We start from the raw sequence: 22576 nt of genomic DNA on the forward strand, positions 1-22576 counted from the left end.
AAAATGAAAATGAAAAAAATCATCTGGAAAATGTTCGGCGGTGTTGCTGCTCTATTGGCCATGAACGTGGCTCTTGCTGCTGGCGGTAACTTCCCACTAGATAAAGCACCAAGTCGTGTGAACAATGAAGCAGCGTTACAAAACGGTGCGAAGTTATTTGTTAACTATTGTTTGAATTGCCACGGTGCTGTGAGCATGCGTTACAACCGTTTGCGCGACATTGGTTTAACTGATGAGCAGATCAAGCAAAACTTGTTGTTCAGTGGTGAAAAAGTGGGTGACTTGATGAATGTGGCCATTTCACCGAAAGATGCCAAGGCATGGTTCGGCGCAATGCCTCCTGATTTGTCAGTGATTGCTCGTGCCAAAGGTGTGGATTATTTGTACACCTATTTGCGTACCTATTATCAAGATGACACAAAGATAACGGGTTGGAACAACATGGCATATCCAGCAGTGGCCATGCCAAACGTATTTTGGGAATTACAAGGTATTCGTAAAGCCAAGTATGTTGATGAAAAAGATCCGCACGATGCCACTAAAACAATTCATGTGTTCAAGGGCTTTGAGCAAGTCACTCCTGGTAAGTTAAAGCCACAAGAGTTTGATAATGCGATGGGTGATTTGGTAGCTTATCTTCAGTGGATGGGTGAGCCGGCGCAGTTGGATCGTAAGCGTTTAGGCGTTTGGGTTTTGATGTTCTTAGCAATATTTACAGTTTTGGCTTGGGGACTAAACAAGTCTTACTGGAAAGACATCCACTAAAAAATAATTAGGAGATTGACCCATGATGGTTTTGTATTCGGGCACTAACTGCCCGTTCTCGCAGCGTTGTCGCTTGGTTTTGTTTGAAAAGGGCATGGACTTTGAAATCCGTGACGTTGATTTATTTAATAAACCAGAAGACATCTCTGTGATGAACCCTTATGGACAAGTGCCCATTTTGGTTGAACGTGATTTGATTCTTTATGAATCAAACATCATCAATGAATACATTGATGAGCGTTTCCCACATCCACAGTTGATGCCGCCTGATCCAGTGGCGCGCGCACGTGCACGTTTGTTCTTATTCAATTTTGAAAAAGAATTATTCATTCACGTATCAACCTTGGAAAATGAAAAAGGCAAGGCTGCAGAAAAGAATCACGAGAAAGCGCGTTTAGCGATTCGTGATCGTTTGACACAGTTGGCACCGATTTTCATCAAGAACAAATACATGTTGGGTGATGATTTCTCAATGTTAGACGTGGCTATTGCGCCATTGTTATGGCGTTTAGAGCATTACGGCATTGATTTGTCTCGCAATGCTGCACCGTTGATGAAATACGCTGAGCGTATTTTCAGTCGTCCTGCATACATCGAGGCGTTGACGCCTTCTGAGAAAGTGATGCGTCGCTAATTAGGTGACTAATTAGCCATCACTGCTCAATGGATTTTATGAGCGTCGTTCCAAGCAATAAACCCTATCTGATCCGCGCACTGCACCAGTGGTGTGTGGATCATGGTTTTACGCCTTACATTGCTGTCTTCGTGACTGAAGGGGTGCAAGTGCCGATGGATTATGTGAAAGACAATGAAATTGTTTTAAACATCAGTCCTGATGCTTGCCAGCAATTGTCTTTGGACAATGAATGGATTTCACTCAAGGCTCGCTTTGCTGGAGTGCCTCGTGATATTCATGTTCCGATGACTCATGTGATGGCTATTTACGCCAAAGAAAATGGCCAGGGCATGTCTTTCCCGGTTGAGAAAACAACTCCACCAGAGCCAACGGCAGACAAAAATACACCGATTTCTAAAGGAAGACCTAGCCTAAAGCTGGTTAAATAAGTTAGAATGTCGGGCTTAGCAGCAAAGAAATTAGCAGGAATTCTCTAGTAACACGGCAGGCCCCCTTAGTTAAATGGTATAACACTTGACTTGTAATCATGGATTGGCAGTTCGATTCTGTCAGGGGGCACCAAAAATCCTCAAGTAATTCAATGATAAAATCTCGTATTATGAGAAATTTTTGATTTTTGTGGCAACGCAACAAAAATACCTTGAATTGTCATATTTATTCCCTAAAATAGAGTTTGTGCAGTGCAATATATGCGCTGCAAAATAATTAACTAACCTATTTGGAGTAAATATGAATCAAGATCAAATCACAGCAAAAATGGCAGAAATCCAAGGCGAGAGCTTGAACACAGCATTCGCATTGAGCACAAAAGCAATCGAGCGCGCTCAAGAATTGGCTGACTTGAACTTCTCAGCAACTAAAGCAGTGATTGTTGAAGCTCAAGACGGTTTAGAGCAAGCTTTGACAGTTAAAGATCCACAAGCATTCGTTTCATACGTTCAAAGCGACGCATTGGCACCTTTGGGTAACAAGCTAGCTGCTCATCAGCGCGCTGTTGCGAAGATTGTTCGCGACGGTCAAGTTGAGTTGGCAGAAGTTGCTGAAGCTCAATTAGAGCAGTTCCAAGAAGGCGTGCAAAACTGGGTAAACACTTTTGCAGCTAATGCACCAGCTGGTTCAGATGTATTCGTTAATGCATTGAAAACTTCTGTTGGTTCAGCATTGCAAGGTTTCGAGCAATTCCAAGTTGCTGCTAAAGAAGCTGCTGCTGTTGCTGAAGCAAATGCAGAGCAAGCTGTTGAAGCAATTCAAGGTTTTGCTAAGCAAGCTAAATCTGCTGCTGCTAAGCCTGCAACACGTGCATCAGCTGCTAAGAAGCCAGCTGCTCGCCGCGGTCGTAAGTAATTCGCGACAGAGTCAGTTGCGCAAGCACTGACTCAATGCTCCGAAAAGAGCGCAGTCAATAAAAAACCCGCATGATGAATGCGGGTTTTTTTATTATCAAAGTTTATGACTTACTCATCATCGGCAACATCAGTCAATTTGCTTGGTAATGATTTATTCGGTTTTACACCAAGCTTTTTGACGTTCTCGGCGGTACGAATCAAATTGCCACGACCAGTTTTTAGTTTGCCAACCGCATCTGTATAACTGATTTGAGCTTGTTCCAAGCGCTGCCCAACTTTATCCAGATCTTCAACAAATCCAACAAACTTGTCATAAAGAGAAGCGCATTGACGGGCAATTTCTTGGGCATTGCGGTTCTGGTGTTCCTGGCGCCACAAATGAGCGACGGTTCTGACGGTTGCTAGTAAGGTGCTGGGGCAAACAATCACGATGTTCTTTTTAAGAGCATCTTGATAAATATCGGGCGCATGGCGCATCGCCGCCAAGAATGCAGGCTCAATTGGAATGAACATCAAGACAAAGTCAATTGAACCAACACCATAGAGGTCTTGGTAGTTCTTGGCCGATAAGCCTTGAATATGTTGCTTGATCGATAGCACATGGCTGTTGAGCTCAGCAGTTTTGATGGCGTCATCATCAGCTTGTATGTAACGGGTGTAAGCGGTGATAGAAACTTTGCTATCTATCACCAAGTGCTTGGATTCGGGTAAGCGAATCACCACGTCTGGTTGTAGTCTCGATCCATCACTGATGGTCTGAGTATCTTGCACAAGGTATTCCTCACCTTTGCGCAATCCTGAGTTTTCTAGAATGGTTTCAAGAACCAACTCACCCCAATCACCTTGGGTTTTGGATTCACCTTTGAGGGCGTTGGTCAGGGCACGAGTTTCATCGGTCATGCGCAGGTTAAGACCTGCCAGTTTTTCAACTTCTTGTTTTAAGGCAAAGCGCTCTCGTGCTTCAGATTGATACGTCTCATCCACCTGTTTGCGAAAGTCCGTCAATTTTTCTTGCAGTGGCTTTAAAAGAATATCGAGGTTTTGCTGATTTTGTTCAGCAAAGCGTTTTGATTTTTCTTCGAGGATTTCATTGGCAAGATTTTTAAACTGATCAGATAGAACAGTTTTTGCTTCTTGCGCTGTTTGTTGAAGAGCGGCTAGTTTGTCAGCGCTTTGACGACGTTCAGCGGCCAACTCGGTTTCTGCTTTGACCCTGGCTTGGCTTTGTTGCCAAGCGTAATAGAGACTAAATAGAGCAATGAAGCAAAAAAGAGCCAGTAGTAGAAAAGCGATAGTTGTGTCCATATCGCTATGCTAAACCAATGCTGGCTCTTCATGAGAGCCAGCACTTAAATAATTAGTAATAATTGATGGGACTTTGACGGGTAATGCTTAAGCTTTAAGCAACTGCTGCAATTCACCGCTTTGGTACATTTCAGTCATGATGTCTGAACCGCCGATGAATTCACCATTCACATAAAGCTGAGGAATGGTTGGCCAGTTGGCATAAGCTTTCACGCCTTCGCGGATGTCTTGATCTTCTAAAACATTGACAGTGTGTGGCTTGTCTACGCCACAGGCTTGCAAAATTTGAATGGCTCTTCCTGAGAAGCCGCATTGCGGAAATTGAGCATTGCCCTTCATGAATAGAACCACTGGGTTGCTTTCAACGATTTCTTTGATTTGTGCTTGTGTGTCCATGGTACTTCCTTATGTAGATGTCTTATTTTAGCCAAGCTTAACAGACGCCGCTCGATTAGCCGATGCGACGCGCCAAATACCCGCAAGATCCTGGTGGGCTTTGATATTGATGTAATTTTGTTCCTGCAATAACTGACAAACTTGTTTGGATTGATCGAATCCATGTTCTACCAAGATGAATCCATCCGCTGCTAAATAAGGAGGGGATTCTTTAAAAATGGCGCGGTATGCCATCAAGCCATCATGATCATCGGTCAGTGCTAAGCTTGGTTCAAAGCGCAAATCACCCATCAATAAGTGATGATCGCCCGCTGGGATGTAAGGAGGATTGCTCACGATCACATCAAACACGCAATCTTCAGCTGGAAGGTTTGTGGTCAGACCATCAAACCAATTCGATTGAAGGAACTTCACTGAGTTCAGATTTAAAAGGCGGGCATTTTCTTGGGCGATCTGGAGTGCTTCAGCGCTGACATCAACACAAGTGACTTGGGCGTTAGGTAGGTTCTTGGCCAATGCCAAACCAATCGCGCCACTGCCTGTTCCCAAATCTAGAATCCTTGGTGTTTTTTTACCTGATGATTGAATGTGATCAATCGTCAATTCAACCAAGAGTTCTGTTTCAGGCCTTGGGATCAAAACGCCAGGAGCTACTTTGAGTTCAATGTTGAAAAACCCTTTTTTACCAATCAGATACGCAACTGGTTGACCTTCAGCGCGTTGCTTTTCTAATAGCGCCCATTCTTCGAGCAAGGCCTTGGGCAATGCTTCTGTATCACGGCTAATCATTGCAGATTTTGGCCAATTCAAGTGCTTGTTAATGAGGTGAGCGAGCAAGGCTTTGGCATCTACTTTGTCCAAAGTAGATTGAAAAAGAATTTCTCGAATATTGATAGCCATTAACTTTGTTATTAATAAGGTCTTAGTGAGAGAGGATAAACATATATTTATAGAAGAACTTCTGTTTTGTGTTGCTTGATAAACAAAGGGCTCCTTAGTAACCGGAGCCCTTTGTCGACCGAGTATCCCCAGTCATTGAGATTATTCTACTCCAGAATATTTAATAAACTAAATGTCACCCAAGCTAGCCAATAACTCAGCTTGGTGCTCGGCAGACAATGCGTTCAAAAGATCTTGAATATCACCGTCCATCATGGCATCAATCTTATACAGGGTGAGATTGATGCGGTGGTCGGTGATGCGTCCTTGCGGGAAGTTGTAGGTGCGGATGCGATCACTGCGATCACCAGAACCCACAAGGCTCTTGCGAGTTTCAGCTTCTTTGTCGTGGGCAGCGCGACGTTTGGCATCCATGATTCTTGAAACAAGCACTTTCATGGCTTGATCTTTGTTGCGGTGTTGACTGCGATCATCTTGGCATTCCACCACCGTGCCGGTTGGGATGTGCGTGATGCGCACTGCAGAGTCTGTTTTATTGATGTGCTGACCGCCCGCACCAGAAGCTCTGAATGTGTCAATGCGCAAATCAGCAGGATTGATTTCAATATCACTGATTTCATCAGCTTCAGGCATCACAGCGACTGTACAGGCTGAGGTGTGAATGCGTCCTTGAGTTTCTGTTTGAGGGACTCGTTGCACACGATGGCCACCTGATTCAAATTTGAGTCTTGAGAAAGCACTTTGTCCAACAATGCGCAAAATGACTTCTTTGTAACCACCCAAATCTGATTCTGAAGCACTCACCACTTCTACTTGCCAACGTTGTCTTTCGGCAAAGCGTGTGTACATCCTGAATAAATCAGCAGCGAATAAAGCACTTTCATCACCGCCGGTGCCCGCACGAATTTCCAAAAAGATATTTTTATCATCATTGGGATCTTTTGGTAATAGTAGGCGCTGTAAATCAGCTTGCATGTTTTCCATGCGCTCTTTGGCAGATTTGATTTCTTCTTCTGCAAAGTCTTTCATTTCAGGATCAGCCTGCATCGCTAAAGCTGCTTGCTCGTCGGCTTCTGCTTGCAGGAATAATTGAAATTGTTCGACAACAGGGGATATTTCCGCATGCTCACGATTGAGTTTGCGGTACTGATCCATGTCCTTGGTAATTTCTTCCTGGACTAACAATGAATTGAGTTCTGCGAGCCTGGCATCTAATTGCTCAAGCTTCGCTTTCATACTTGGTTTCATCTATTGATTGGAGTTGTTTGACCGGAATAAACCCGGCAAGATTTTCATGAGGGCATCACGCTCTTCGCCTTGCGCATGTTGCAAAGCGTGCAAAGAGCCATGTAAAAACTTATTGGTAAGACCTTGCGCCAAAAGATCCAATACCACTTGTGGGTCTTCACCTTTAGCGAGTAGCTTGCGGGCACGCTCAAGCTCGATAGAGCGCAAGTCTTCACCGCGTTGGCGCAAGTCTTGGATCAAAGGCACCGTGCCTCTGGTTTCTAACCAGTGCATGAAATGCGATACGCGGGTTTCAATGATTGCTTCCGCTTGGCCCACAGCTGCTTGACGAGAATCTGAGCCAGCTTGAACAATGTCACTCAAGTCATCGACGGTGTAGAGGTACACGTCGTTTAATTTGCCGACCTCAGTTTCAATGTCGCGAGGCACCGCCAAGTCAACCATCACAACGGGGCGATGACGACGTTGCTTGACTGCACTTTCAACCATGCCCAAGCCAATGATTGGTAAGGTGCTGGCAGTGCATGAAACCACAATATCAAAATCATGCAGGCGTGTGGGTAGATCAGAGAGACGCAAGGATTCTGTTGCCAAGCCTTGTTCTGATAATTGATCAGCCAGTTCTTGGCCGCGCTCCAAAGTACGATTGGCCACAGCCATTAATTTTGGCTTGCGCGCCGCAAAATGCGTGGCGCACAAATTGATCATTTCACCAGCACCGATGAATAAAACTTTTTGCTCTGAAACACTTTCAAAAATTCTTTCAGATAGGCGCACCGCAGCAGCTGCCATTGAAATGGAGTGTGCTCCGATTTCAGTGGTGCCACGAACCTCTTTGGCCACCTGAAAAGTTTTTTGAAAAAGTTGGTTGAGGTAAGTTCCTAATGAGCCTGCTTCATCAGCAGAGCGCACCGCATCTTTTAACTGACCCAGAATTTGAGTTTCGCCAACCACCATCGAATCCAAACCGCAGGCCACTCTGAACGCGTGACGCACGGCCAGCGATTGTGGCAAGACATAAACGTGAGGCATTAATTCTTGGCTATCGATGCCTCGTGATTTGGCTAGCCACTCCAAGGTGGTTTTCTTGAGTAAAGAGGACTGTTCTTGTGTTTGCTCATCATTGGCCGCACAGTAAAGTTCTGTGCGATTGCAAGTTGATAAGATCGTCGCTTCTGGCAAATCTGTTTCAGATACACTTGCTAAATGATTTTTCAGGTGATGCAAGGCAGGCTGAATCATCTCAGGTGTGAATGCCACCTGTTCACGCACCTGGATCGGTGCGGTGTGATGATTAATGCCTAATGTCAAAATTTGCATAATGAAATTATAAGTTTTTCATGGAGTTAGGATGAGTTTTCTAGCATTTTTAATATTTGGCGGTTCTGTGGGCTTGATTACTGCATATCTTTACCCTAAAAACCGACTAAAACTCAAAGATTTACTGCTTTATTGGCTTGCTGGCGTGGTGATTAGCTTTTTAGCCTCTTTTTTTGGTCAAACCTTTGGGCTTTTTAGTTCTGGTCAAATTTTGGAGTGGTTAGGAGCTATTTTTGTGACTATCTTGCTGGTCGCTTCTTTGAGGGCTTTGGCCAACAATTAATCTTACGAAGTCTTGATCTTTTGATTAAGACCATGTGATGACAGATTCACCTTGTTTTTCAAGAAGGTCATTGACCTGTTGAAAGTGACGACAGCTACCCTTATCACCCTTTAATAAAAATGGTTCAGTGGTTCGATACACACTCAGCCCTGATGGATGAGAAGCTGTCAGAATGCTGGGGTTTCTTGTGGGAGTGGTGGAGTAACTTGCTTGCTCAATCAGAGCTTTTTTCTTCTGCGCATGAGAACCCCACAGCAGCCATATTAATCCAGGCTTTTTAAGCGCTAAGCGATACAGCAAGCAATCCGTTAGCTCTTGCCAACCCAACTGGGCATGTGACCCAGCAATCTCAAGTTGAACAGTCAGACTGGCATTAAGAAGTAACACGCCTTGTTTGGCCCAGTGACTGAGGTCACCATGTTGTAACCCTGAGTAACCATCTAGAGCAATCGCTTTACTGATATTTCGGAGTGAACTTGGAAAACTGCGCCATCCTGGTTTGATGGCCGCTGGGATGGAAAAAGCCAAACCTTGCGCTAGTCCTGGTGTTTGATAGGGATCTTGACCCAAAAGAACAACTTTCACTTGTTCAACCGATGTTTCTCTTAGTGCCCTAAAAACATTTTCGGGGGCAGGTTGGATCAACTCGTTAAATTTTTCGTAAGCAGCAGAAATATTTTTTTCGAGTTGTAAAAATTGGTCAGCATCCAATTCTTCAGAAATCAAAGTCGCCCAATCGGCGGGCATCAGTGCGCGGATGGAAAAAGAGGAATTAATCAATTAATTGAAAAAATAAATCAAAGCCACATTCGCTAAGCCACAGCCAAAGAAAATTGTTGAGGTTGGCGACTTAGCATTTCTTTTGGAGAGCTTGATAGGTTCACGGTGAACGCTGTTTCATGGCGGAAGGCGATGATCTTCACGTTTTTACCATGGGCTATTTCAAGCATGAGCAGTGTTAACAACTGATCTAATCGTGAGGCTGTCACACGCTCTTGCTGAATGCTCGCTAAATAATCGCCAGCCGACAAACCTGCTAGTTGAGCCAGACCGCCATCGAGCACATGGGTTAACTTTACCCAGCCATTATTCACCGTTGTTCTGATACCTAATAATTGTTTGGCGCTTTCAGCGCTGTCAGAAGGTTTCTTGATTTTTGAGGTCACTTTGATTTTTGCTGATGATAATAATTTCATCAACGGTAAATCTTTGGTGCCTTCAATGTAATCGGATTTGAATGATTGCCAAGTTGTTTCAAACGAGGGTCCAATGATGAACGCAATAGCGTTATCAAAATCATTTTCTGCCATGCCTTCTTGCGTTAATTGATACATTTGCCAAAGATGTCTGATCACATCATCAAGGGATTGTTGGTTACGTGTGTGCTGCCTGATCACGAGATCCAGCGCCAAAGCAATCAATGAACCTTTTGTGTAATAACTGACCACCGCGTTGGGCGTGTTTTCATCCATTTGATAGTACTTGGTCCAAGCATCAAAGGAGCTGTCTGCCACACTTTGTTTCTGGCGACCGGGTTGGCGCAAAACCATGTTCCATGTTTTCTCTAGCCGTTTGAGGTAAGCCGCCAAATCAATTCTTTTGCTTCTAAAGAGTTGGAGGTCGTCATAGTAGCTGGTGAAGCCTTCAAATAACCAAAGTAGCCGTGTGTGATTTTTTTGATCGAGCGTATAAGGAATGAATGCTTTGGGTTTGATGCGCTTGATCATCCACGCATGGAAATACTCATGGCTACACAGCCCTAAGAAATCTTGATAAGCATCATGTTTATTTAAGTTTTGATGGGGGTAAGGAAGGTCATCCCTGTTGCATAAAAGAACTGTGCTGTCGGAATGTTCTAAGCCGCCATAGCCTTCACCCACTGCGTTGACAATGAATGTGTATTGTTGGAACGGAGCTCGATGAGACCTTGGCTCAAAAAATTGTATGTGTGCATCACAGATGGCTTTTAAATCTTTCGCCAATTGTTGGACATCCACTTCTTTGGTCGCACCTTGAATCACCATCCGGTGTGGTGTGCCACAAGACTGCCAGGTGATTGTTTGAAACTCTCCGATTGCCAGTGGATGGTCAATCAGAAAATCATAGGATTCAGATTGGTAGATACCAAAGCCTGACTGATCTATTTTTTTGGCCGGCAGCGTTGTCTCAATCCGCCAAGTTTTTGTACTTGAGATGTGTTGAGTGGGTTTCAATATTTCCAGTTCATGCACTTCATCGGCATGATCGAGTACTTGTAAGCAAAGGCTGGTTGGATTGAAAAAGGCACGGGTTGCATCGATGTACGCTGCTCTGACAGAGGTATCAAAGCCATACACTTGATAACTTAATGTGACATCGTGATTAGAAGGTGGTACGAACCAAGTATTGCTGTCAATTTTTTCTAATGAAATGCTTTTCTTGGTGGCTATGGATTTAGCGCTGATTGTTTCTAGATGTTTAGAAAAATCACGCAACATGTAGCTGCCTGGTATCCATGCAGGAAGTTGAACTTGAGCCCCCCACCCTTTGAGAATGCGAGCGGGTATAAGGAGTCTGACCTCAAAGCGATGACCATGAAGATCTTTTAGTTCAACCGTGTAACGAATTCGTTCCATCTTATTTTAATTTCTTCTCTATTTGCGCCAAAGGAACAGCGCCAGCAATGCGAGAACCATCTACAAAGAACATGGCTGGAGTTCCAGCAACACCCAATTTCTTGGCCAAAGATGTGTTGCGATCCAGTGGTGTTCCGCAGTCGCCTGGACCGGTTGGTGTTTGGTTCTCAAGCATCCATGCATTCCATGCTTTATTTCGATCCGCTGCACACCAAATCTGTTTTGATTTGGTGGCAGAGTCGGCTGATAGCAAAGGGACTAAAAATGTATAAATGGTGACGTTATCTAATTGCTGAAATGATTTCTCTAATTTTTTACAGAAACCGCAATTAGGGTCTGCAAATACAGCAATTTGGCGTGAGCCCTTGCCGCGCACAACTTTGATGGCATCGTTCAGAGGTAAGTCAGACCATTTGATGCGATTCAAATCATTGCTGCGTTGCTCAGTGAGATTGGCGCCAGTTTTTAGATCAATGATCTCCCCTTGAACCAGATAACGTGCAGTGGCATCGGTATAGACAACATCATTACCAATCGCTACTTCATACAAGCCAGAAACCGGGGTGCTGCGCACCGCACTGATTTGCGCGCGCTCCCCCAATTGTTTTTGAAGTTCGTTTTTTACTTTTTGCTCCACGCCACTTTGCGCATGGACAGTTGAAGCGCCGATGGCAGTTAAGAATGCAATCGTCAGAACTTGAACATATTTTTTAGAAATTGACATCATGAATACCTTGTTGAGTGAATGTTGTGGCTTCGATTAAGAAAGCGCTTTTTTAATCAGTTGTCTTTTAAAGAATGGGCTGCGGTTAACCATGTTCATCCCCATATTTCTGAAATTTTTCATGAAGCTGCTGGGGTGAGCAAATAATTTTTGTAATTGATCGGTGGTGAAAAGTAGGGCGTCTGTGTCGCCGTGGCGTGAACGTTCATAACGTCTTAATAGAACAGGGTCGTCAATAGCTCTAAATGATTCTTTTTCTTCAATCACTTTACCGAGGGTGGCCACATCTCTTAGACCTAAATTGAGTCCTTGACCAGCCAGGGGGTGCATCACATGTGCAGCATCACCGATCAAAACAACCTTAGGCTGATGGTCTGGTGCAATGATGCGTTCAGCCTTCAGTTTGCGAAGTGGAAAGCTTTTCGGGCTGGTGATCATCTTGAGAGGTCCAAAGCGTTGTGCAACGGATCCCATTGCAGCAGACATGACCTGAGCGGAAAGAGCTTCAGGAGTTAATTGTTGTAGTTGTTCAGCATGTGCACTTTGTGCTGACCACACCATCGATAATTTTTTATTTGGCAGTGGTAGAAGAGCCAGTATTTCACCATGATCTAAAAACCATTGGCAGGCAGTACCCTGATGATCGAGTTCGCAATGAAAATTAGCGACCACAGCAGTTTGTCCGTAATCGTTCACAGGGGTTTTAATTTGTAGTTTTTCTCTGATGGGTGAGTTGGCACCATCAGCGGCTAAAAGAAGCTTGGCAAAAAAACTTTGACCTGCTTTGGTGTGAACCGTGACCCCCTCTTTGCTTGAGACGAAATCCGAAACCGAATCAGTGATACGTTGAATGTTGCCTTGAAATTGGGAGGCGGTGTCTAAGGTTTTTTCAATATGACTGGCTTCTACAATCCAAGCAAGCTGAGAAACCGTGGCGCTGTAGGCTGAGAAGTGAAGTTCATCTGTAGCCCGCCCGCTGTCTCCAAACACACGCATATCACTCACCACCTGAATACGTCTGTGATCCAGAGCTTCCCAAACGTTCATATCAGACAATAATTGTTGGCTACTCGATGACAGAGCATAAATTCGACTATCCCAAGACAAATCATCATTACAATGTGGGTCTGGATCAAAATTGGGTGCTAGGTGCAATATCTTTAAGCCTAACTGGGCTAGTCGAAGCGCAGTTGCTTTACCGGCAATGCCAGCACCAATAATAATAAGATCGTAACTGTTCATATTGGAATAATAACTCGCTATGTCATTGAAATGCGGTATCGTCGGCCTTCCTAACGTTGGCAAATCAACTTTGTTCAATGCTCTTACCAAAGCTGGTATTGCAGCAGAGAATTACCCTTTTTGCACGATTGAGCCAAATGTGGGGGTTGTGGAGGTGCCGGATCCTCGCCTAGCCGAGCTGGCTGAGATTGTGAAGCCTGAAAGGGTGTTGCCAGCGGTTGTTGAGTTTGTTGATATTGCTGGCTTGGTAGCTGGTGCATCGAAAGGTGAGGGCTTGGGTAATCAGTTCTTGGCCAATATCCGTGAAACTGATGCCATTACCCATGTGGTGCGCTGTTTTGAAGATGGCAATGTGATCCACGTGGCCGGTAAAGTCGATCCACTGTCAGATATTGGTGTGATTGATACAGAGTTAGCACTTGCTGACTTGGCAACTGTTGATAAAGCTTTTGCTAGATATTCAAAGGCAGCTAAGTCAGGGAATGATAAAGAGGCCAACGCTTTGGCACCCCTTTTGGCAAAAGTACAAGCTCAGTTAAACCAAGCTCTCCCCGTGCGTGCGATGGGTTTAAATGAAGAAGATTTGGCCTTGTTAAAACCATTTTGCTTGATCACGGCCAAGCCTGTGATGTATGTGGCCAACGTTAAAGATGATGGCTTTGAAAATAATCCTCACTTAGACACTGTTAAGGCTCATGCTGCCAAAGAAAATGCGCCTGTTGTGGCAGTTTGCGCAGCGATTGAGGCTGAAATTGCAGAGTTAGAAGATGAAGATAAAAAAGCATTCTTAAGTGACATGGGCATGGAAGAGCCTGGTCTGGATCGTGTGATTCGGGCCGGATTTGGTTTGCTTGGTTTACAAACTTACTTCACCGCTGGTGTGAAGGAAGTTCGTGCTTGGACCATTCATGTGGGTGACACAGCGCCGCAAGCAGCAGGTGTGATTCATACTGACTTTGAACGTGGCTTTATTCGTGCTCAAACCATTTCTTATGATGACTTCATCTCATTCAAAGGGGAGTCAGGTGCCAAAGAAGCTGGCAAGATGAGGGCTGAGGGCAAGGAGTATGTGGTCAAAGATGGTGATGTGCTGAACTTCTTGTTCAACGTTTAAATGTTGAATCCTTGATCAGGTCCATGAAATGACCAGCCCAGTCATCAGAGTTGTTCATAGCCGTGCCAAGGACGGTTGTCATGCGGCTTATGAAGCTTTGATCTTGGGGATGTTTGAATCAATGAAACATTTCCCAGGATTTTTGGGTTCTGAATTACTCCCGCCCTTAGCTAACGCCGATGAATACCAAGTGATTGTGAAATTTTCTTCACAAAAAGATTTGGATGATTGGGATGTTTCTTCTCAGAGACAAATGTGGCACGCACGTTTTCGTCCATTATTAGCGGCTGACCCTGAATATCATCTTTTAACTGGTCTAGAAGCATGGTTTTCTTTGCCAGAAATTCCAGTTGGTAAAAAACCACCCAGAAATAAGATGGCTTTGATCACTTGGTTGGGCATTTGGCCCACCGCATCGATTTTCTTGTATTTCTTAACGCCATATATGGAATCTTTGCCGTATTTGTTGCGAACCGCGATTGTCACGGGATTGGTCGTGATCACCATGACTTATTTATTGATGCCGCGTTTGGTCCAGGTCTTCAGAGCCTGGTTAAATTAAGCGTTGTTCAAATGAGCCCCTGCCTAGGGGTTTACGCTAAATCTCGAGAAATTTAACTTATTTCGGGAATACTTGGTATAGGATCATCTTTTAACCTATGCGGAGATACTCATGAAGCTCTATTACACCCCAGGTGCTTGTTCATTAGCTGTGCACATCACACTGTGTGAAACTGGTTTGTCATTTGAAAAAGAATCTGTTGATTTAGCCACTAAAAAAACAGCCAGTGGCGCAGATTTCTCAGCAATCAATGCCAAGGGTTATATCCCAGCACTTCAGTTGGATAGCGGTGAGTTGCTCACCGAAGGTCCTGCCATTAATCAGTATTTAGCAGATTTGGTGCCAGAGAAAAAATTGGCGCCAGCCAATGGCACATTGGACCGAGTGCGTGTGCAGTCATGGTTAACTTTCATCGGTACTGAACTACATAAATCATTCACACCACTTTTCCATCCTAGTGCAGATGATGTGAAAGCTCAGGCAAAAGCCAATATTGCTAAACGCTTAACTTATGTGAATCAAGAGTTATCAGGTAAATCTTATTTGGTCGGCGATCAATTCTCTATCGCTGATGCCTATTTATTCACCGTGATCGGATGGATGGGTTTCTTGGCGATGCCAACAGACGCTTATCCTCATATTCAAGCGTTGGTAGCAAAAGTGGCAGCTCGACCAGCAGTGCAAGCAGCCATGAAGGCTGAGGGTTTAATCAAGTAGGATTTGAATCAAACTAAATGAAGATACAACTTGCTCCGATGGCTTCTATTGTTCCTATCGCTGCTTTATTGAGCGCATTATTTTTTAGCACCAGTGTGCAAGCAGCCAGTGAGCAAGATCTTCAAAATAGCTTTGATCCGTATTTGAAAGGGTTTCCCCAGTTTCCTGGGGTTAAACCTGGTTTGGTGATTGATAAAACCAATCTTGAGCAATACAAGGCAATTTTAGATCCCGGTTTGCAATACGTGATTCAAAACGATTGGCATCAAATCAAGGTGGGACCAACCACACAGTTTCAAATTAATCAGAAGTTCATTGCTGCTACCAAGCAGCATCTTAATAAAGCTCAGCTCGGTCCAAGAGTTGGTGATATTGATCAGTACATTTCAGGGCGTCCTTTTGTTGAGGAACCTGATGTAAAAGATCCACGTGCTGGAGAAAAATTAGCTTGGAATTTCAGGGCTGGTGCCGGTGTTGGTGATAGCGGGGTGATCTATCCTTTCTATTGGCGTTATCGAGACTTAATGAGTGGCAAGATTGAGAAGACGGTGAAGTTCTCTTTCAATATTTTGAAATTCAAGCATCGCATTGAAGAGCCGGCTCCAGACATTAAGCCCAACGCTGCTGATTTGGCTGTGGCTATTTATGCCAAAGTTTACGAGCCACAAGATCTTAAAAATACCCAACTCTTGATCTTGCATGCTGATAACGATCACAAACCTCAAGATGCTTATATGTATTTGGGTTTCCAGAGGCGCGTGCGTCGCATGGCGCCAGGACAATACACAGATGCTTTTTTAGGCTCTGATGTCATGATTGAAGATTTTGAAGGTTTCAATGGCCGTATTTCTGATATGAAATGGCATTACAAAGGAGCCCAAAATCTTTTGCTGCCGATGTTCAATCATCGTGAGATGAAGTTGGCAACTGACTTGCCAGTAGAAAAAGATGGTTACCAATTCATTGATGTGAATGGTCAAGGAGGATGTTTCCCTGATATCACTTGGCAATTGCGTAAAACTTTTATTTTGGAAGTTGAACCGCTGGATCCTAAACACCCGATCAGTAAGCGATTGTTTTATTTAGATGCTCAATCGATGCACATTGTTCGAACATTGATTTATGACCGAAAAGGTCAACTGTGGAAAGTTGGAACCTTGGGCAAAACTCATCCTGATGCACATTTGCCAGAAAATAAAGATTTGGGCAGTCCAGTCGATGACGTTTTTTCTGCTGTGGACGTTCAAACCAAGCATTGCACCACCGGGCAATTTAAAACAAAGGTTGATCCTAAAGCCAACCCGCCTTCACTTTTTCAAGTTCAAAACTTGAGGGGTGGCGATTAAATGACAAGTTTTTGACCCACATCCCTTTATTAAGAGTAACCTTGATAGTTCCTGAGAGTGGCTAAGCGCCATTGGTAGCTTGCATTCCTAGGATTTACCCTTAAATCTCGAGAAAAGTATAATATTTCGGGAATATTCGAGATATGATTCAGTCTTCAAATTTAAGAATAGTCTTAATGAAGACCTTTTAGGCATAGGTGAGAACATGGTGGAGCAATTTAATCCTGAAAAAAGATTTGTAAGATTTGTTGAGAAGCGCGAGGATGGTTTTGTGTTGTTTGAATTCGCGGTGGGTGAGCCTGAAATTTTTGCGGAAATGATCTTAAAAGAAGAAGATTATGTAATTTTCTGTAAAGAGCAGGGTGTTGTCATGATTGATGAAGACTCCAATCCGATTGATGAAGGCAATGATTTTGAATGGCGCTTGCGTGATGCAACCCAAAAGAGAATCGACAAATAGTACTCTCGAGTATCAAAAACTAAGAGAACTGATGTGAATTTTAAAATTAGGAATATAAAAAATGGCTAATGTATTTATTGCATTTCAATCAAATCAAGATAGTCGCTACATTGTTGAGGCAATTGTGGAAGACAACCCTCTGGCGGTTGTAGATGAGCAACCCGCTATGGTGAAAATCGATGTGCCCAATCGCTTGGTGATCAAGCGTGCAACTGTTGAAGAAAAAATGGGTCGAGAGTTTGAGCTACAAGAAATGCACATGCATCTGATCACCCTTTCTGGTAACGTTGATGAGGATGATGATCAGTTTGTTTTAGAGTGGAAATCTTAATCTATTATTAAATGAGATCTTGAATAGAACGCTCAAGCTGATGAGCGGTCTATTTTTTGTTAAAAGTTTTTATTTGTGAGTTTTTATGTCATACGAACTAACCATTGAGCCACTAGGCCAAACAATCGAAGTTGAAGACGGTCAGACGATCCTGGATGCCGCTTTGAGAGCTGGTATTTATTTGCCGCATGCTTGTTGCCATGGTCTATGTGCCACTTGTAAAGTTCAAGTGGTCGATGGTGAAGTGGAGCATGGCGAGGCATCTACTTTTGCCTTGATGGATTTTGAGCGTGAAGAGCAAAAATGTTTGGCTTGTTGTGCCACATTGCAAAGTGATGTCACGATTGAAGCAGACATTGATGAAGATCCTGATGCTCGGGTGATTCCAGTGGTCGACTATGAGGGAGTTGTTTCTAGAATTGAAAATCTAACGCCCACCATCAAAGGTATTTGGTTAAAGATTGAAGGCGGTAAGACTGTTGATTTTCAAGCAGGACAATACGTTAATTTAGAAATCCCAGCGCTGAATCAAAGCCGTGCTTTTTCATTGGCGAACCCGCCCCATGATGGTGAGGTTGAGTTAAATATTCGTATCGTGCCTGGTGGCGTAGTCACAACCTATATTCATGAGCAGCTAAAGGTTGGTGACAAGCTGAAGTTGAGCGGTCCTTATGGTCGTTTCTTTGTCAAGAAATCAACCAACACGCCGATGTTATTCATTGCAGGTGGTTCAGGTTTGTCTAGTCCGAAAAGCATGATTTTAGATTTGCTCAATGAAGGCTGTGATTTGCCAATCACATTGATGTATGGCGCCAGATCACAAACAGAACTTTATTACGATCAGGAATTCAAAGATTTGGCTGCGAAGCATCCAAACTTTACCTACATAGCAGCATTGTCTGATGAACCCGCTGATTCTGGATGGACAGGTCCTCGTGGTTTTGTCCATGAGGCTGCCAAAGCTCATTTCAATAATGACTTCAGTGGACGCAAAGCTTATTTGTGTGGTCCACCTCCAATGATTGAGGCAGCGATTTCAACCTTGATGCAGGGTCGTTTGTATGAGCGAGATATTTATGCTGAGAAATTTATTTCAGCAGTGGACTCGACCAATACAGTTCGCAGCCCACTCTTTAAAAATATTTAAGCCACTGGTTGGCTAAAAATTTCTTCAGGCAGTTTTGACACCAAGTCATAGGTTAGTTTGATGTGTTGACCTAAGAGCTTGGTGCAAAGCTTGATGTCTCTGTTCAGAGCGGCTGACTTGAGTGCTTCATGCTCAGCATGAACGTCTCTTTCAATATCTTTTCGATAATGCATCGCAATGCGACGATAACGCTCTGAATGATGGTAAAGAATACCAATGAATTGTAGGATCCATTTAGATGGGCAAGCTGAAACCAAGGCCGAATGGAACTCTTCATTTCTCTGTTCCCACTCTTGAAAAAAGTTGTCTTCCTGTGCGTCGTTGGTTTTACCTAACTTTTTCTCGGCCAAAGTTAGTCGGTGATAAGCGGCTATAACATCAGCCTCCCACTTGTCATTGCCCAGAGTCATCGATTGAGACAGAGCTTCATTCTCCAACATGATTCGTCTCTCAGTGATGTCCAGAAAATCAACCAATGACATAGGGCTGACAGTGAAGCCCTTCTGACCTTGCGTGAACACCAGGCTATCAGCCACCAATAAGGCAAGAGCTTCGCGCAGGGTGCCTGCGCCAACGTTATACCTATCTTTTAAGTGTTCGACTCTTAACTTGGTTGAAGGTGGATGCACGCCATTGATGATGTCACGTCTTAAGGCTAAATATGCCCCTTCTACTAGCGTTTTTGGTTCAGGAGTACGAGGAATAAATGATGATTGAGGTACTAAATGCATGATTTTTAAAAGATATCCGATTTTTTAAGAATTATCGATATTTTGCCGTGTCTTACGAACTTTGAGTAAAAAAATAGAGGTATTTAGGGGAAAACACTCATTGCCATAAATCTTTAGGTATTTCAAAATAATCTCGAGATTAATAGGTACAATCGAGAAAGTTGATGCCTCATAAAGTGTTCATTGAAGATACTCAGGAAGAGTATCCCTGTCGTGAAGATCAGCATTTACTCGCTGGGATGGAGGCTCTTGGGCGCAAAGGAATACCAGTCGGTTGTCGCGGTGGTGGTTGTGGTGTTTGCAAGATAGAGATTGTCAGCGGTGAATATACCAAGCGTGTGATGAGTCGAGATCACGTCACAGTTGAAGAAGAGGCGAGAGGTTGTGTCTTGGCTTGTCGAGTGAGACCGCAATCAGATATCACCTTGAGGGTGGTGGGAAAGATGAAAAAAAATGTGGTGCGTGGTGCAACACAGAAATAAAGAAGTTGTTTGATCAATAGTAGTTATTAAATATTTTGATAGGAGAAAAATATGCCAATGACAGGTGTTTTACGTCCGGGACACGCTCAACTTCGTGTTTTAGACATGGAAGAGTCAGTACATTTTTATACAAATGTGTTGGGTTTAAAAGAAACAGGTCGTGATAAATCTGGCCGTGTGTATTTCAAGGCTTGGGATGAACGTGACCACAACAGTGTGATCTTGCGCCAAGCTGATCGTGCTGGCATGGATTTCTTCGGTTTCAAAGTGGAGAGCAAAGAAGTTCTTGAGAACTTAGACAAAGCGCTTAAAGCTTATGGCGTTACAACCGAGCGCATGCCCGCCGGTGAAATGATGGAAACGGGTGAGCGCGTCAGATTTAAAGCGCCAACTGGCCATACATTTGAACTCTATGCAGAAAAAAATCATGTGGGTAACGGTCTAGGTGATTTTGCTCCAGAGGCTTGGAACCCAGACCAAAAGGGTATTTCTCCAGTACGCATGGACCATGCCTTGATCTACGGTAAAGACATTGATGGCACCAGAAAGCTATTTGAGGAAGTATTCGGTTTCCGTGTCACTGAGCGTGTGAAGTTGGAAGATAAGACAACTGATTTAGCAGCATTTATCACTTGTTCAACCAAAGCTCATGATTTAGCTATGGTTCGCCATGGTGAAGACGATAAGTTACATCACGTTTCGTTCCGACTAGATTCTTGGGAGCAAGTTCTTCGTGCAGCCGACATCATGACGATGAATCGTGTCTCAATTGATATCGGTCCTACACGTCACGGTATTACACGTGGTGCAACCATTTACTTCTTTGATCCATCAGGCAATCGTTTAGAAACTTTCTGCGGTGGCTATGAATGGTATCCAGATATGCACGAAATCACCTGGCCAGTCGAAGAAGTGGGTCGCGCAATTTTCTATCACGATCGTAAATTGAACGAAGCTTTCTTGGCTGTGGTGACCTAATGAGCCATTTTGTATCTCAAAAAAACATTAGTTGTGAGGCTGCTGCAAAAGTAGCTCAGGGTGCTATTGATAAGGCAAATGAGTTGGGCATCAAAATTAATGTGGCCGTCACGGACTCCAGTGGAGTCCTGATGGCTTTTTTGAGAATGCCGGGCGCCTTTCTTCATTCAATCGATATCTCTATTGATAAAGCTTATACATCTGCGAGTTTTGGCTTTCCAACCAGTCAGTGGATGAGCATTATCAAGGACGATCCAGCTTTAAGGGAGGGGATTGTTCAAAGAGATCGATTGGTCATATTTGGGGGTGGCGTACCGATCCAATTAGATTGTGAATTAATTGGTGGGGTTGGTGTGTCGGGTGGTTCTGCAGAACAGGATGAAATTTGTGCCTTAGCAGGAATTTCAAAGATTAAATAATCAATAAAACAAATAGAAAACAACATGAAACAATTTCTAAACTACATTAACGGCGAATTTGTAGCAACTGATAAAACTTTTGAAAAGCGTGCGCCAGTCAGTAATCAAATCATTGGCATGGTGCATGAGGCAGGTCTTGCTGAGGTGGATCAAGCGGTGACTGCTGCTCGTGAAGCGCTTAAAGGTGACTGGGGAAAATTAACCACGGTCAAGCGCGTTGAAATGTTGTATGCGGTTGCTGATGAAATTAACCGTCGTTTCGATGATTTTTTAGAGGCTGAAATTGCTGATACTGGTAAACCAAGATCTTTGGCCTCTCATATTGATATTCCACGTGGTGCAGCGAACTTTAAAGTGTTTGCCGACATTATCAAAAATGTACCCAATGAAACATTCCAAATGGATACCCCAGATGGTGGCAAAGCCATCAATTATGCGATTCGCAAACCTTTGGGTGTGATTGGTGTTGTGTGTCCTTGGAATTTGCCATTGTTGTTGATGACGTGGAAAGTTGGTCCTGCACTGGCCTGTGGCAATACGGTTGTGATCAAGCCTTCAGAGGAAACACCTGGAACAGCAACCTTGCTTGGTGAAGTATTTGAAAAAGTTGGAGTACCTAAGGGTGTTTACAACGTGGTTCACGGTTTTGGTCCTAATTCTGCTGGTGAATTCTTAACCAAACACCAAGGTGTGAATGGTATTACCTTTACCGGTGAGACAAGAACTGGTGAAGCAATCATGGCAGCTGCAGCAAAAGGTGTTCGCCCAGTGTCATTTGAGTTGGGTGGCAAGAATGCAGCAATTGTTTTTGAAGACTGCGATTTTGATAAGGCCATTGCAGGTGTGACGCGTTCGGCGTTTGAGAATTGCGGACAAGTTTGTTTAGGCACTGAGCGTGTTTATGTTCAAAGACCAATTTTTGATAAATTTGTTGCAGCTCTTAAAGCAAAAGCTGAGGGCTTAAAAGTGGGCCCGCCTAATGAGCCGGGAGTTGGCTTGGGACCATTGATTTCTGCTGAACACAAAGAAAAGGTGACCTCTTATTACGCCAAAGCAGTGGCTGAGGGTGCAACGGTGGTCACTGGTGGTGGTTCTCCAAAGATGGCCGATGAATTAAAGAATGGTCACTGGGTTGAACCAACCATTTGGACAGGATTACCAGAAACTGCCACCGTGATCCGTGAAGAAATTTTTGGCCCATGTTGTCACATTGCTCCGTTTGATACTGAAGAAGAAGCAATTGCATTGGCCAATAACACAACTTATGGTTTAGCCACTTCAGTATGGACTGAAAATATCGGTCGTGCACACCGTATGGCTGAAGCGATTGAAGTAGGTCTTTGCTGGATTAACAGCTGGTTCTTGCGTGACTTACGTACACCATTTGGCGGCGCCAAAGGTTCAGGTATCGGTCGTGAAGGTGGCGTTCATTCATTAGAGTTCTACACAGAATTACGCAACGTTTGCGTCAAACTTTGATTAGCAAAAGCTAAAGAAATAAAGAGATT

Annotated in this window: 26 protein-coding genes and 1 tRNA gene; 17 read left to right on the top strand and 10 right to left on the bottom strand. The window is 43.8% G+C overall.

The window, feature by feature from the left end:
• The first annotated feature begins 9 nt into the window (after positions 1-9).
• The 5 genes from AOC33_RS02815 (at position 10) to AOC33_RS02835 (ending at position 2746) form a co-directional block, all read left to right on the top strand.
• Entirely contained in the window at positions 10-765 is a 756-nt protein-coding gene (locus tag AOC33_RS02815; protein ID WP_425439809.1) for a cytochrome c1, read from the top strand.
• A gap of 22 nt (positions 766-787) precedes the next feature.
• A complete protein-coding gene (locus tag AOC33_RS02820) occupies positions 788-1399 on the top strand; it encodes a glutathione S-transferase N-terminal domain-containing protein (RefSeq protein WP_089515064.1) in 612 nt (203 codons plus the stop codon).
• A gap of 38 nt (positions 1400-1437) precedes the next feature.
• Positions 1438-1830, top strand: a complete 393-nt coding sequence (locus tag AOC33_RS02825; protein ID WP_089515571.1) for a ClpXP protease specificity-enhancing factor — start codon at positions 1438-1440, stop codon at positions 1828-1830.
• 59 nt (positions 1831-1889) lie between these two features.
• Positions 1890-1963, top strand: a tRNA-Thr gene (locus AOC33_RS02830).
• Positions 1964-2131: 168 nt separating this feature from the next.
• Positions 2132-2746 carry a phasin family protein gene (locus AOC33_RS02835; protein ID WP_089515065.1) on the top strand — a complete coding sequence of 205 codons (615 nt, stop codon included), beginning with the start codon at positions 2132-2134 and terminating at the stop codon, positions 2744-2746.
• Positions 2747-2856: 110 nt separating this feature from the next.
• On the opposite strand, the gene rmuC is transcribed toward AOC33_RS02835, so the two are convergent.
• The 5 genes from rmuC to hemA all read right to left on the bottom strand — a co-directional run bounded on the left by rmuC (position 2857) and on the right by hemA (position 7917).
• Complete coding sequence (rmuC, locus tag AOC33_RS02840; RefSeq protein ID WP_089515066.1) at positions 2857-4053, bottom strand: DNA recombination protein RmuC; 1197 nt, start codon at positions 4051-4053, stop codon at positions 2857-2859.
• An 87-nt stretch (positions 4054-4140) separates the two neighbouring features.
• On the bottom strand, positions 4141-4449 hold the full coding sequence (gene grxD, locus AOC33_RS02845; RefSeq protein WP_089515067.1) for a Grx4 family monothiol glutaredoxin: 309 nt from the start codon (positions 4447-4449) through the stop codon (positions 4141-4143).
• A 27-nt stretch (positions 4450-4476) separates the two neighbouring features.
• Positions 4477-5349, bottom strand: coding sequence for a peptide chain release factor N(5)-glutamine methyltransferase (gene prmC, locus AOC33_RS02850; RefSeq protein WP_089515068.1), 873 nt, complete (start codon positions 5347-5349; stop codon positions 4477-4479).
• A gap of 168 nt (positions 5350-5517) precedes the next feature.
• Positions 5518-6597, bottom strand: coding sequence for a peptide chain release factor 1 (prfA, locus tag AOC33_RS02855; RefSeq protein WP_089515069.1), 1080 nt, complete (start codon positions 6595-6597; stop codon positions 5518-5520).
• A complete protein-coding gene (gene hemA, locus AOC33_RS02860; RefSeq protein WP_089515070.1) occupies positions 6598-7917 on the bottom strand; it encodes a glutamyl-tRNA reductase in 1320 nt (439 codons plus the stop codon). It lies immediately after the preceding gene.
• A gap of 31 nt (positions 7918-7948) precedes the next feature.
• Here hemA and AOC33_RS02865 point away from each other — a divergent pair, with 31 nt between their 5' ends.
• Entirely contained in the window at positions 7949-8200 is a 252-nt protein-coding gene (locus AOC33_RS02865; RefSeq protein WP_089515071.1) for a hypothetical protein, read from the top strand.
• A gap of 24 nt (positions 8201-8224) precedes the next feature.
• Here AOC33_RS02865 and AOC33_RS02870 read toward each other — a convergent pair whose 3' ends face one another.
• The 4 genes from AOC33_RS02870 to AOC33_RS02885 form a co-directional block, all read right to left on the bottom strand.
• Positions 8225-8947: a uracil-DNA glycosylase gene (locus tag AOC33_RS02870; protein WP_089515072.1), complete on the bottom strand. Its 723-nt coding sequence runs from the start codon at positions 8945-8947 to the stop codon at positions 8225-8227.
• 65 nt (positions 8948-9012) lie between these two features.
• The gene (locus tag AOC33_RS02875) at positions 9013-10815 is read right to left on the bottom strand and encodes a M61 family metallopeptidase (protein WP_089515073.1); all 1803 of its coding nucleotides are present in this window, start codon (positions 10813-10815) and stop codon (positions 9013-9015) included.
• 1 nt (position 10816) lies between these two features.
• On the bottom strand, positions 10817-11542 hold the full coding sequence (locus tag AOC33_RS02880; protein WP_245835569.1) for a DsbC family protein: 726 nt from the start codon (positions 11540-11542) through the stop codon (positions 10817-10819).
• Positions 11543-11575: 33 nt separating this feature from the next.
• The gene (locus tag AOC33_RS02885) at positions 11576-12781 is read right to left on the bottom strand and encodes a UbiH/UbiF family hydroxylase (RefSeq protein WP_089515075.1); all 1206 of its coding nucleotides are present in this window, start codon (positions 12779-12781) and stop codon (positions 11576-11578) included.
• A gap of 19 nt (positions 12782-12800) precedes the next feature.
• Between AOC33_RS02885 and ychF the strand changes: the two genes are divergently transcribed.
• The 7 genes from ychF to AOC33_RS02920 all read left to right on the top strand — a co-directional run bounded on the left by ychF (position 12801) and on the right by AOC33_RS02920 (position 18458).
• Positions 12801-13895, top strand: a complete 1095-nt coding sequence (ychF, locus tag AOC33_RS02890) for a redox-regulated ATPase YchF (RefSeq protein ID WP_089515076.1) — start codon at positions 12801-12803, stop codon at positions 13893-13895.
• A 28-nt stretch (positions 13896-13923) separates the two neighbouring features.
• Positions 13924-14457 (top strand): antibiotic biosynthesis monooxygenase, encoded by a 534-nt coding sequence (locus AOC33_RS02895; protein WP_089515077.1) that lies wholly within the window; start codon positions 13924-13926, stop codon positions 14455-14457.
• Between the two features lie 111 nt (positions 14458-14568).
• On the top strand, positions 14569-15174 hold the full coding sequence (gstA, locus tag AOC33_RS02900) for a glutathione transferase GstA (RefSeq protein WP_089515078.1): 606 nt from the start codon (positions 14569-14571) through the stop codon (positions 15172-15174).
• A gap of 17 nt (positions 15175-15191) precedes the next feature.
• On the top strand, positions 15192-16520 hold the full coding sequence (locus AOC33_RS02905; RefSeq protein ID WP_245835570.1) for a DUF1329 domain-containing protein: 1329 nt from the start codon (positions 15192-15194) through the stop codon (positions 16518-16520).
• Between the two features lie 205 nt (positions 16521-16725).
• A complete protein-coding gene (locus AOC33_RS02910; RefSeq protein WP_089515080.1) occupies positions 16726-16980 on the top strand; it encodes a phenol hydroxylase subunit in 255 nt (84 codons plus the stop codon).
• A 61-nt stretch (positions 16981-17041) separates the two neighbouring features.
• Entirely contained in the window at positions 17042-17311 is a 270-nt protein-coding gene (locus tag AOC33_RS02915) for an MmoB/DmpM family protein (RefSeq protein ID WP_089515081.1), read from the top strand.
• 85 nt (positions 17312-17396) lie between these two features.
• Positions 17397-18458, top strand: a complete 1062-nt coding sequence (locus AOC33_RS02920) for an NADH:ubiquinone reductase (Na(+)-transporting) subunit F (protein WP_089515082.1) — start codon at positions 17397-17399, stop codon at positions 18456-18458.
• On the opposite strand, the gene AOC33_RS02925 is transcribed toward AOC33_RS02920, so the two are convergent.
• Complete coding sequence (locus AOC33_RS02925) at positions 18455-19189, bottom strand: FCD domain-containing protein (protein ID WP_089515083.1); 735 nt, start codon at positions 19187-19189, stop codon at positions 18455-18457. The two genes, AOC33_RS02920 and AOC33_RS02925, sit on opposite strands and share 4 nt — an antisense overlap.
• Positions 19190-19353: 164 nt before the next feature.
• On the opposite strand from AOC33_RS02925, the gene AOC33_RS02930 reads away from it, so the two are divergent.
• From AOC33_RS02930 to AOC33_RS02945, 4 genes are read left to right on the top strand one after another with little or no spacing between them, the layout of a single operon-like run.
• Positions 19354-19671, top strand: a complete 318-nt coding sequence (locus AOC33_RS02930) for a 2Fe-2S iron-sulfur cluster-binding protein (protein ID WP_089515084.1) — start codon at positions 19354-19356, stop codon at positions 19669-19671.
• A gap of 51 nt (positions 19672-19722) precedes the next feature.
• Positions 19723-20649, top strand: a complete 927-nt coding sequence (locus AOC33_RS02935) for a catechol 2,3-dioxygenase (protein WP_089515085.1) — start codon at positions 19723-19725, stop codon at positions 20647-20649.
• Positions 20649-21068 carry a GlcG/HbpS family heme-binding protein gene (locus AOC33_RS02940; RefSeq protein WP_089515086.1) on the top strand — a complete coding sequence of 140 codons (420 nt, stop codon included), beginning with the start codon at positions 20649-20651 and terminating at the stop codon, positions 21066-21068. Before AOC33_RS02935 ends, AOC33_RS02940 begins: the two co-directional genes overlap by 1 nt.
• A gap of 24 nt (positions 21069-21092) precedes the next feature.
• Complete coding sequence (locus AOC33_RS02945; RefSeq protein ID WP_089515087.1) at positions 21093-22547, top strand: 2-hydroxymuconic semialdehyde dehydrogenase; 1455 nt, start codon at positions 21093-21095, stop codon at positions 22545-22547.
• Positions 22548-22576 lie beyond the last annotated feature (29 nt).

The sequence above is a fragment of the Polynucleobacter cosmopolitanus genome, assembly GCF_002224225.1.
Classification (GTDB): Bacteria; Pseudomonadota; Gammaproteobacteria; order Burkholderiales; family Burkholderiaceae; genus Polynucleobacter; species Polynucleobacter cosmopolitanus.

Bases quoted from the DNA above. Each gene is read 5' to 3' on its own strand.
- AOC33_RS02925 (WP_089515083.1), bottom strand. From the start codon at position 19,189: ATGCATTTAGTACCTCAATCATCATTTATTCCTCGTACTCCTGAACCA.
- AOC33_RS02915 (WP_089515081.1), top strand. From the start codon at position 17,042: ATGGCTAATGTATTTATTGCATTTCAATCAAATCAAGATAGTCGCTAC.
- AOC33_RS02820 (WP_089515064.1), top strand. From the start codon at position 788: ATGATGGTTTTGTATTCGGGCACTAACTGCCCGTTCTCGCAGCGTTGT.
- prmC (WP_089515068.1), bottom strand. From the start codon at position 5,349: ATGGCTATCAATATTCGAGAAATTCTTTTTCAATCTACTTTGGACAAA.
- AOC33_RS02910 (WP_089515080.1), top strand. From the start codon at position 16,726: ATGGTGGAGCAATTTAATCCTGAAAAAAGATTTGTAAGATTTGTTGAG.
- AOC33_RS02920 (WP_089515082.1), top strand. From the start codon at position 17,397: ATGTCATACGAACTAACCATTGAGCCACTAGGCCAAACAATCGAAGTT.
- AOC33_RS02815 (WP_425439809.1), top strand. From the start codon at position 10: ATGAAAAAAATCATCTGGAAAATGTTCGGCGGTGTTGCTGCTCTATTG.
- AOC33_RS02940 (WP_089515086.1), top strand. From the start codon at position 20,649: ATGAGCCATTTTGTATCTCAAAAAAACATTAGTTGTGAGGCTGCTGCA.
- hemA (WP_089515070.1), bottom strand. From the start codon at position 7,917: ATGCAAATTTTGACATTAGGCATTAATCATCACACCGCACCGATCCAG.
- grxD (WP_089515067.1), bottom strand. From the start codon at position 4,449: ATGGACACACAAGCACAAATCAAAGAAATCGTTGAAAGCAACCCAGTG.
- prfA (WP_089515069.1), bottom strand. From the start codon at position 6,597: ATGAAACCAAGTATGAAAGCGAAGCTTGAGCAATTAGATGCCAGGCTC.
- AOC33_RS02875 (WP_089515073.1), bottom strand. From the start codon at position 10,815: ATGGAACGAATTCGTTACACGGTTGAACTAAAAGATCTTCATGGTCAT.
- AOC33_RS02905 (WP_245835570.1), top strand. From the start codon at position 15,192: ATGAAGATACAACTTGCTCCGATGGCTTCTATTGTTCCTATCGCTGCT.
- gstA (WP_089515078.1), top strand. From the start codon at position 14,569: ATGAAGCTCTATTACACCCCAGGTGCTTGTTCATTAGCTGTGCACATC.
- AOC33_RS02865 (WP_089515071.1), top strand. From the start codon at position 7,949: ATGAGTTTTCTAGCATTTTTAATATTTGGCGGTTCTGTGGGCTTGATT.
- AOC33_RS02835 (WP_089515065.1), top strand. From the start codon at position 2,132: ATGAATCAAGATCAAATCACAGCAAAAATGGCAGAAATCCAAGGCGAG.
- ychF (WP_089515076.1), top strand. From the start codon at position 12,801: ATGTCATTGAAATGCGGTATCGTCGGCCTTCCTAACGTTGGCAAATCA.
- AOC33_RS02870 (WP_089515072.1), bottom strand. From the start codon at position 8,947: ATGCCCGCCGATTGGGCGACTTTGATTTCTGAAGAATTGGATGCTGAC.
- AOC33_RS02930 (WP_089515084.1), top strand. From the start codon at position 19,354: ATGCCTCATAAAGTGTTCATTGAAGATACTCAGGAAGAGTATCCCTGT.
- AOC33_RS02945 (WP_089515087.1), top strand. From the start codon at position 21,093: ATGAAACAATTTCTAAACTACATTAACGGCGAATTTGTAGCAACTGAT.
- rmuC (WP_089515066.1), bottom strand. From the start codon at position 4,053: ATGGACACAACTATCGCTTTTCTACTACTGGCTCTTTTTTGCTTCATT.
- AOC33_RS02880 (WP_245835569.1), bottom strand. From the start codon at position 11,542: ATGATGTCAATTTCTAAAAAATATGTTCAAGTTCTGACGATTGCATTC.
- AOC33_RS02935 (WP_089515085.1), top strand. From the start codon at position 19,723: ATGCCAATGACAGGTGTTTTACGTCCGGGACACGCTCAACTTCGTGTT.
- AOC33_RS02895 (WP_089515077.1), top strand. From the start codon at position 13,924: ATGACCAGCCCAGTCATCAGAGTTGTTCATAGCCGTGCCAAGGACGGT.
- AOC33_RS02885 (WP_089515075.1), bottom strand. From the start codon at position 12,781: ATGAACAGTTACGATCTTATTATTATTGGTGCTGGCATTGCCGGTAAA.
- AOC33_RS02825 (WP_089515571.1), top strand. From the start codon at position 1,438: ATGAGCGTCGTTCCAAGCAATAAACCCTATCTGATCCGCGCACTGCAC.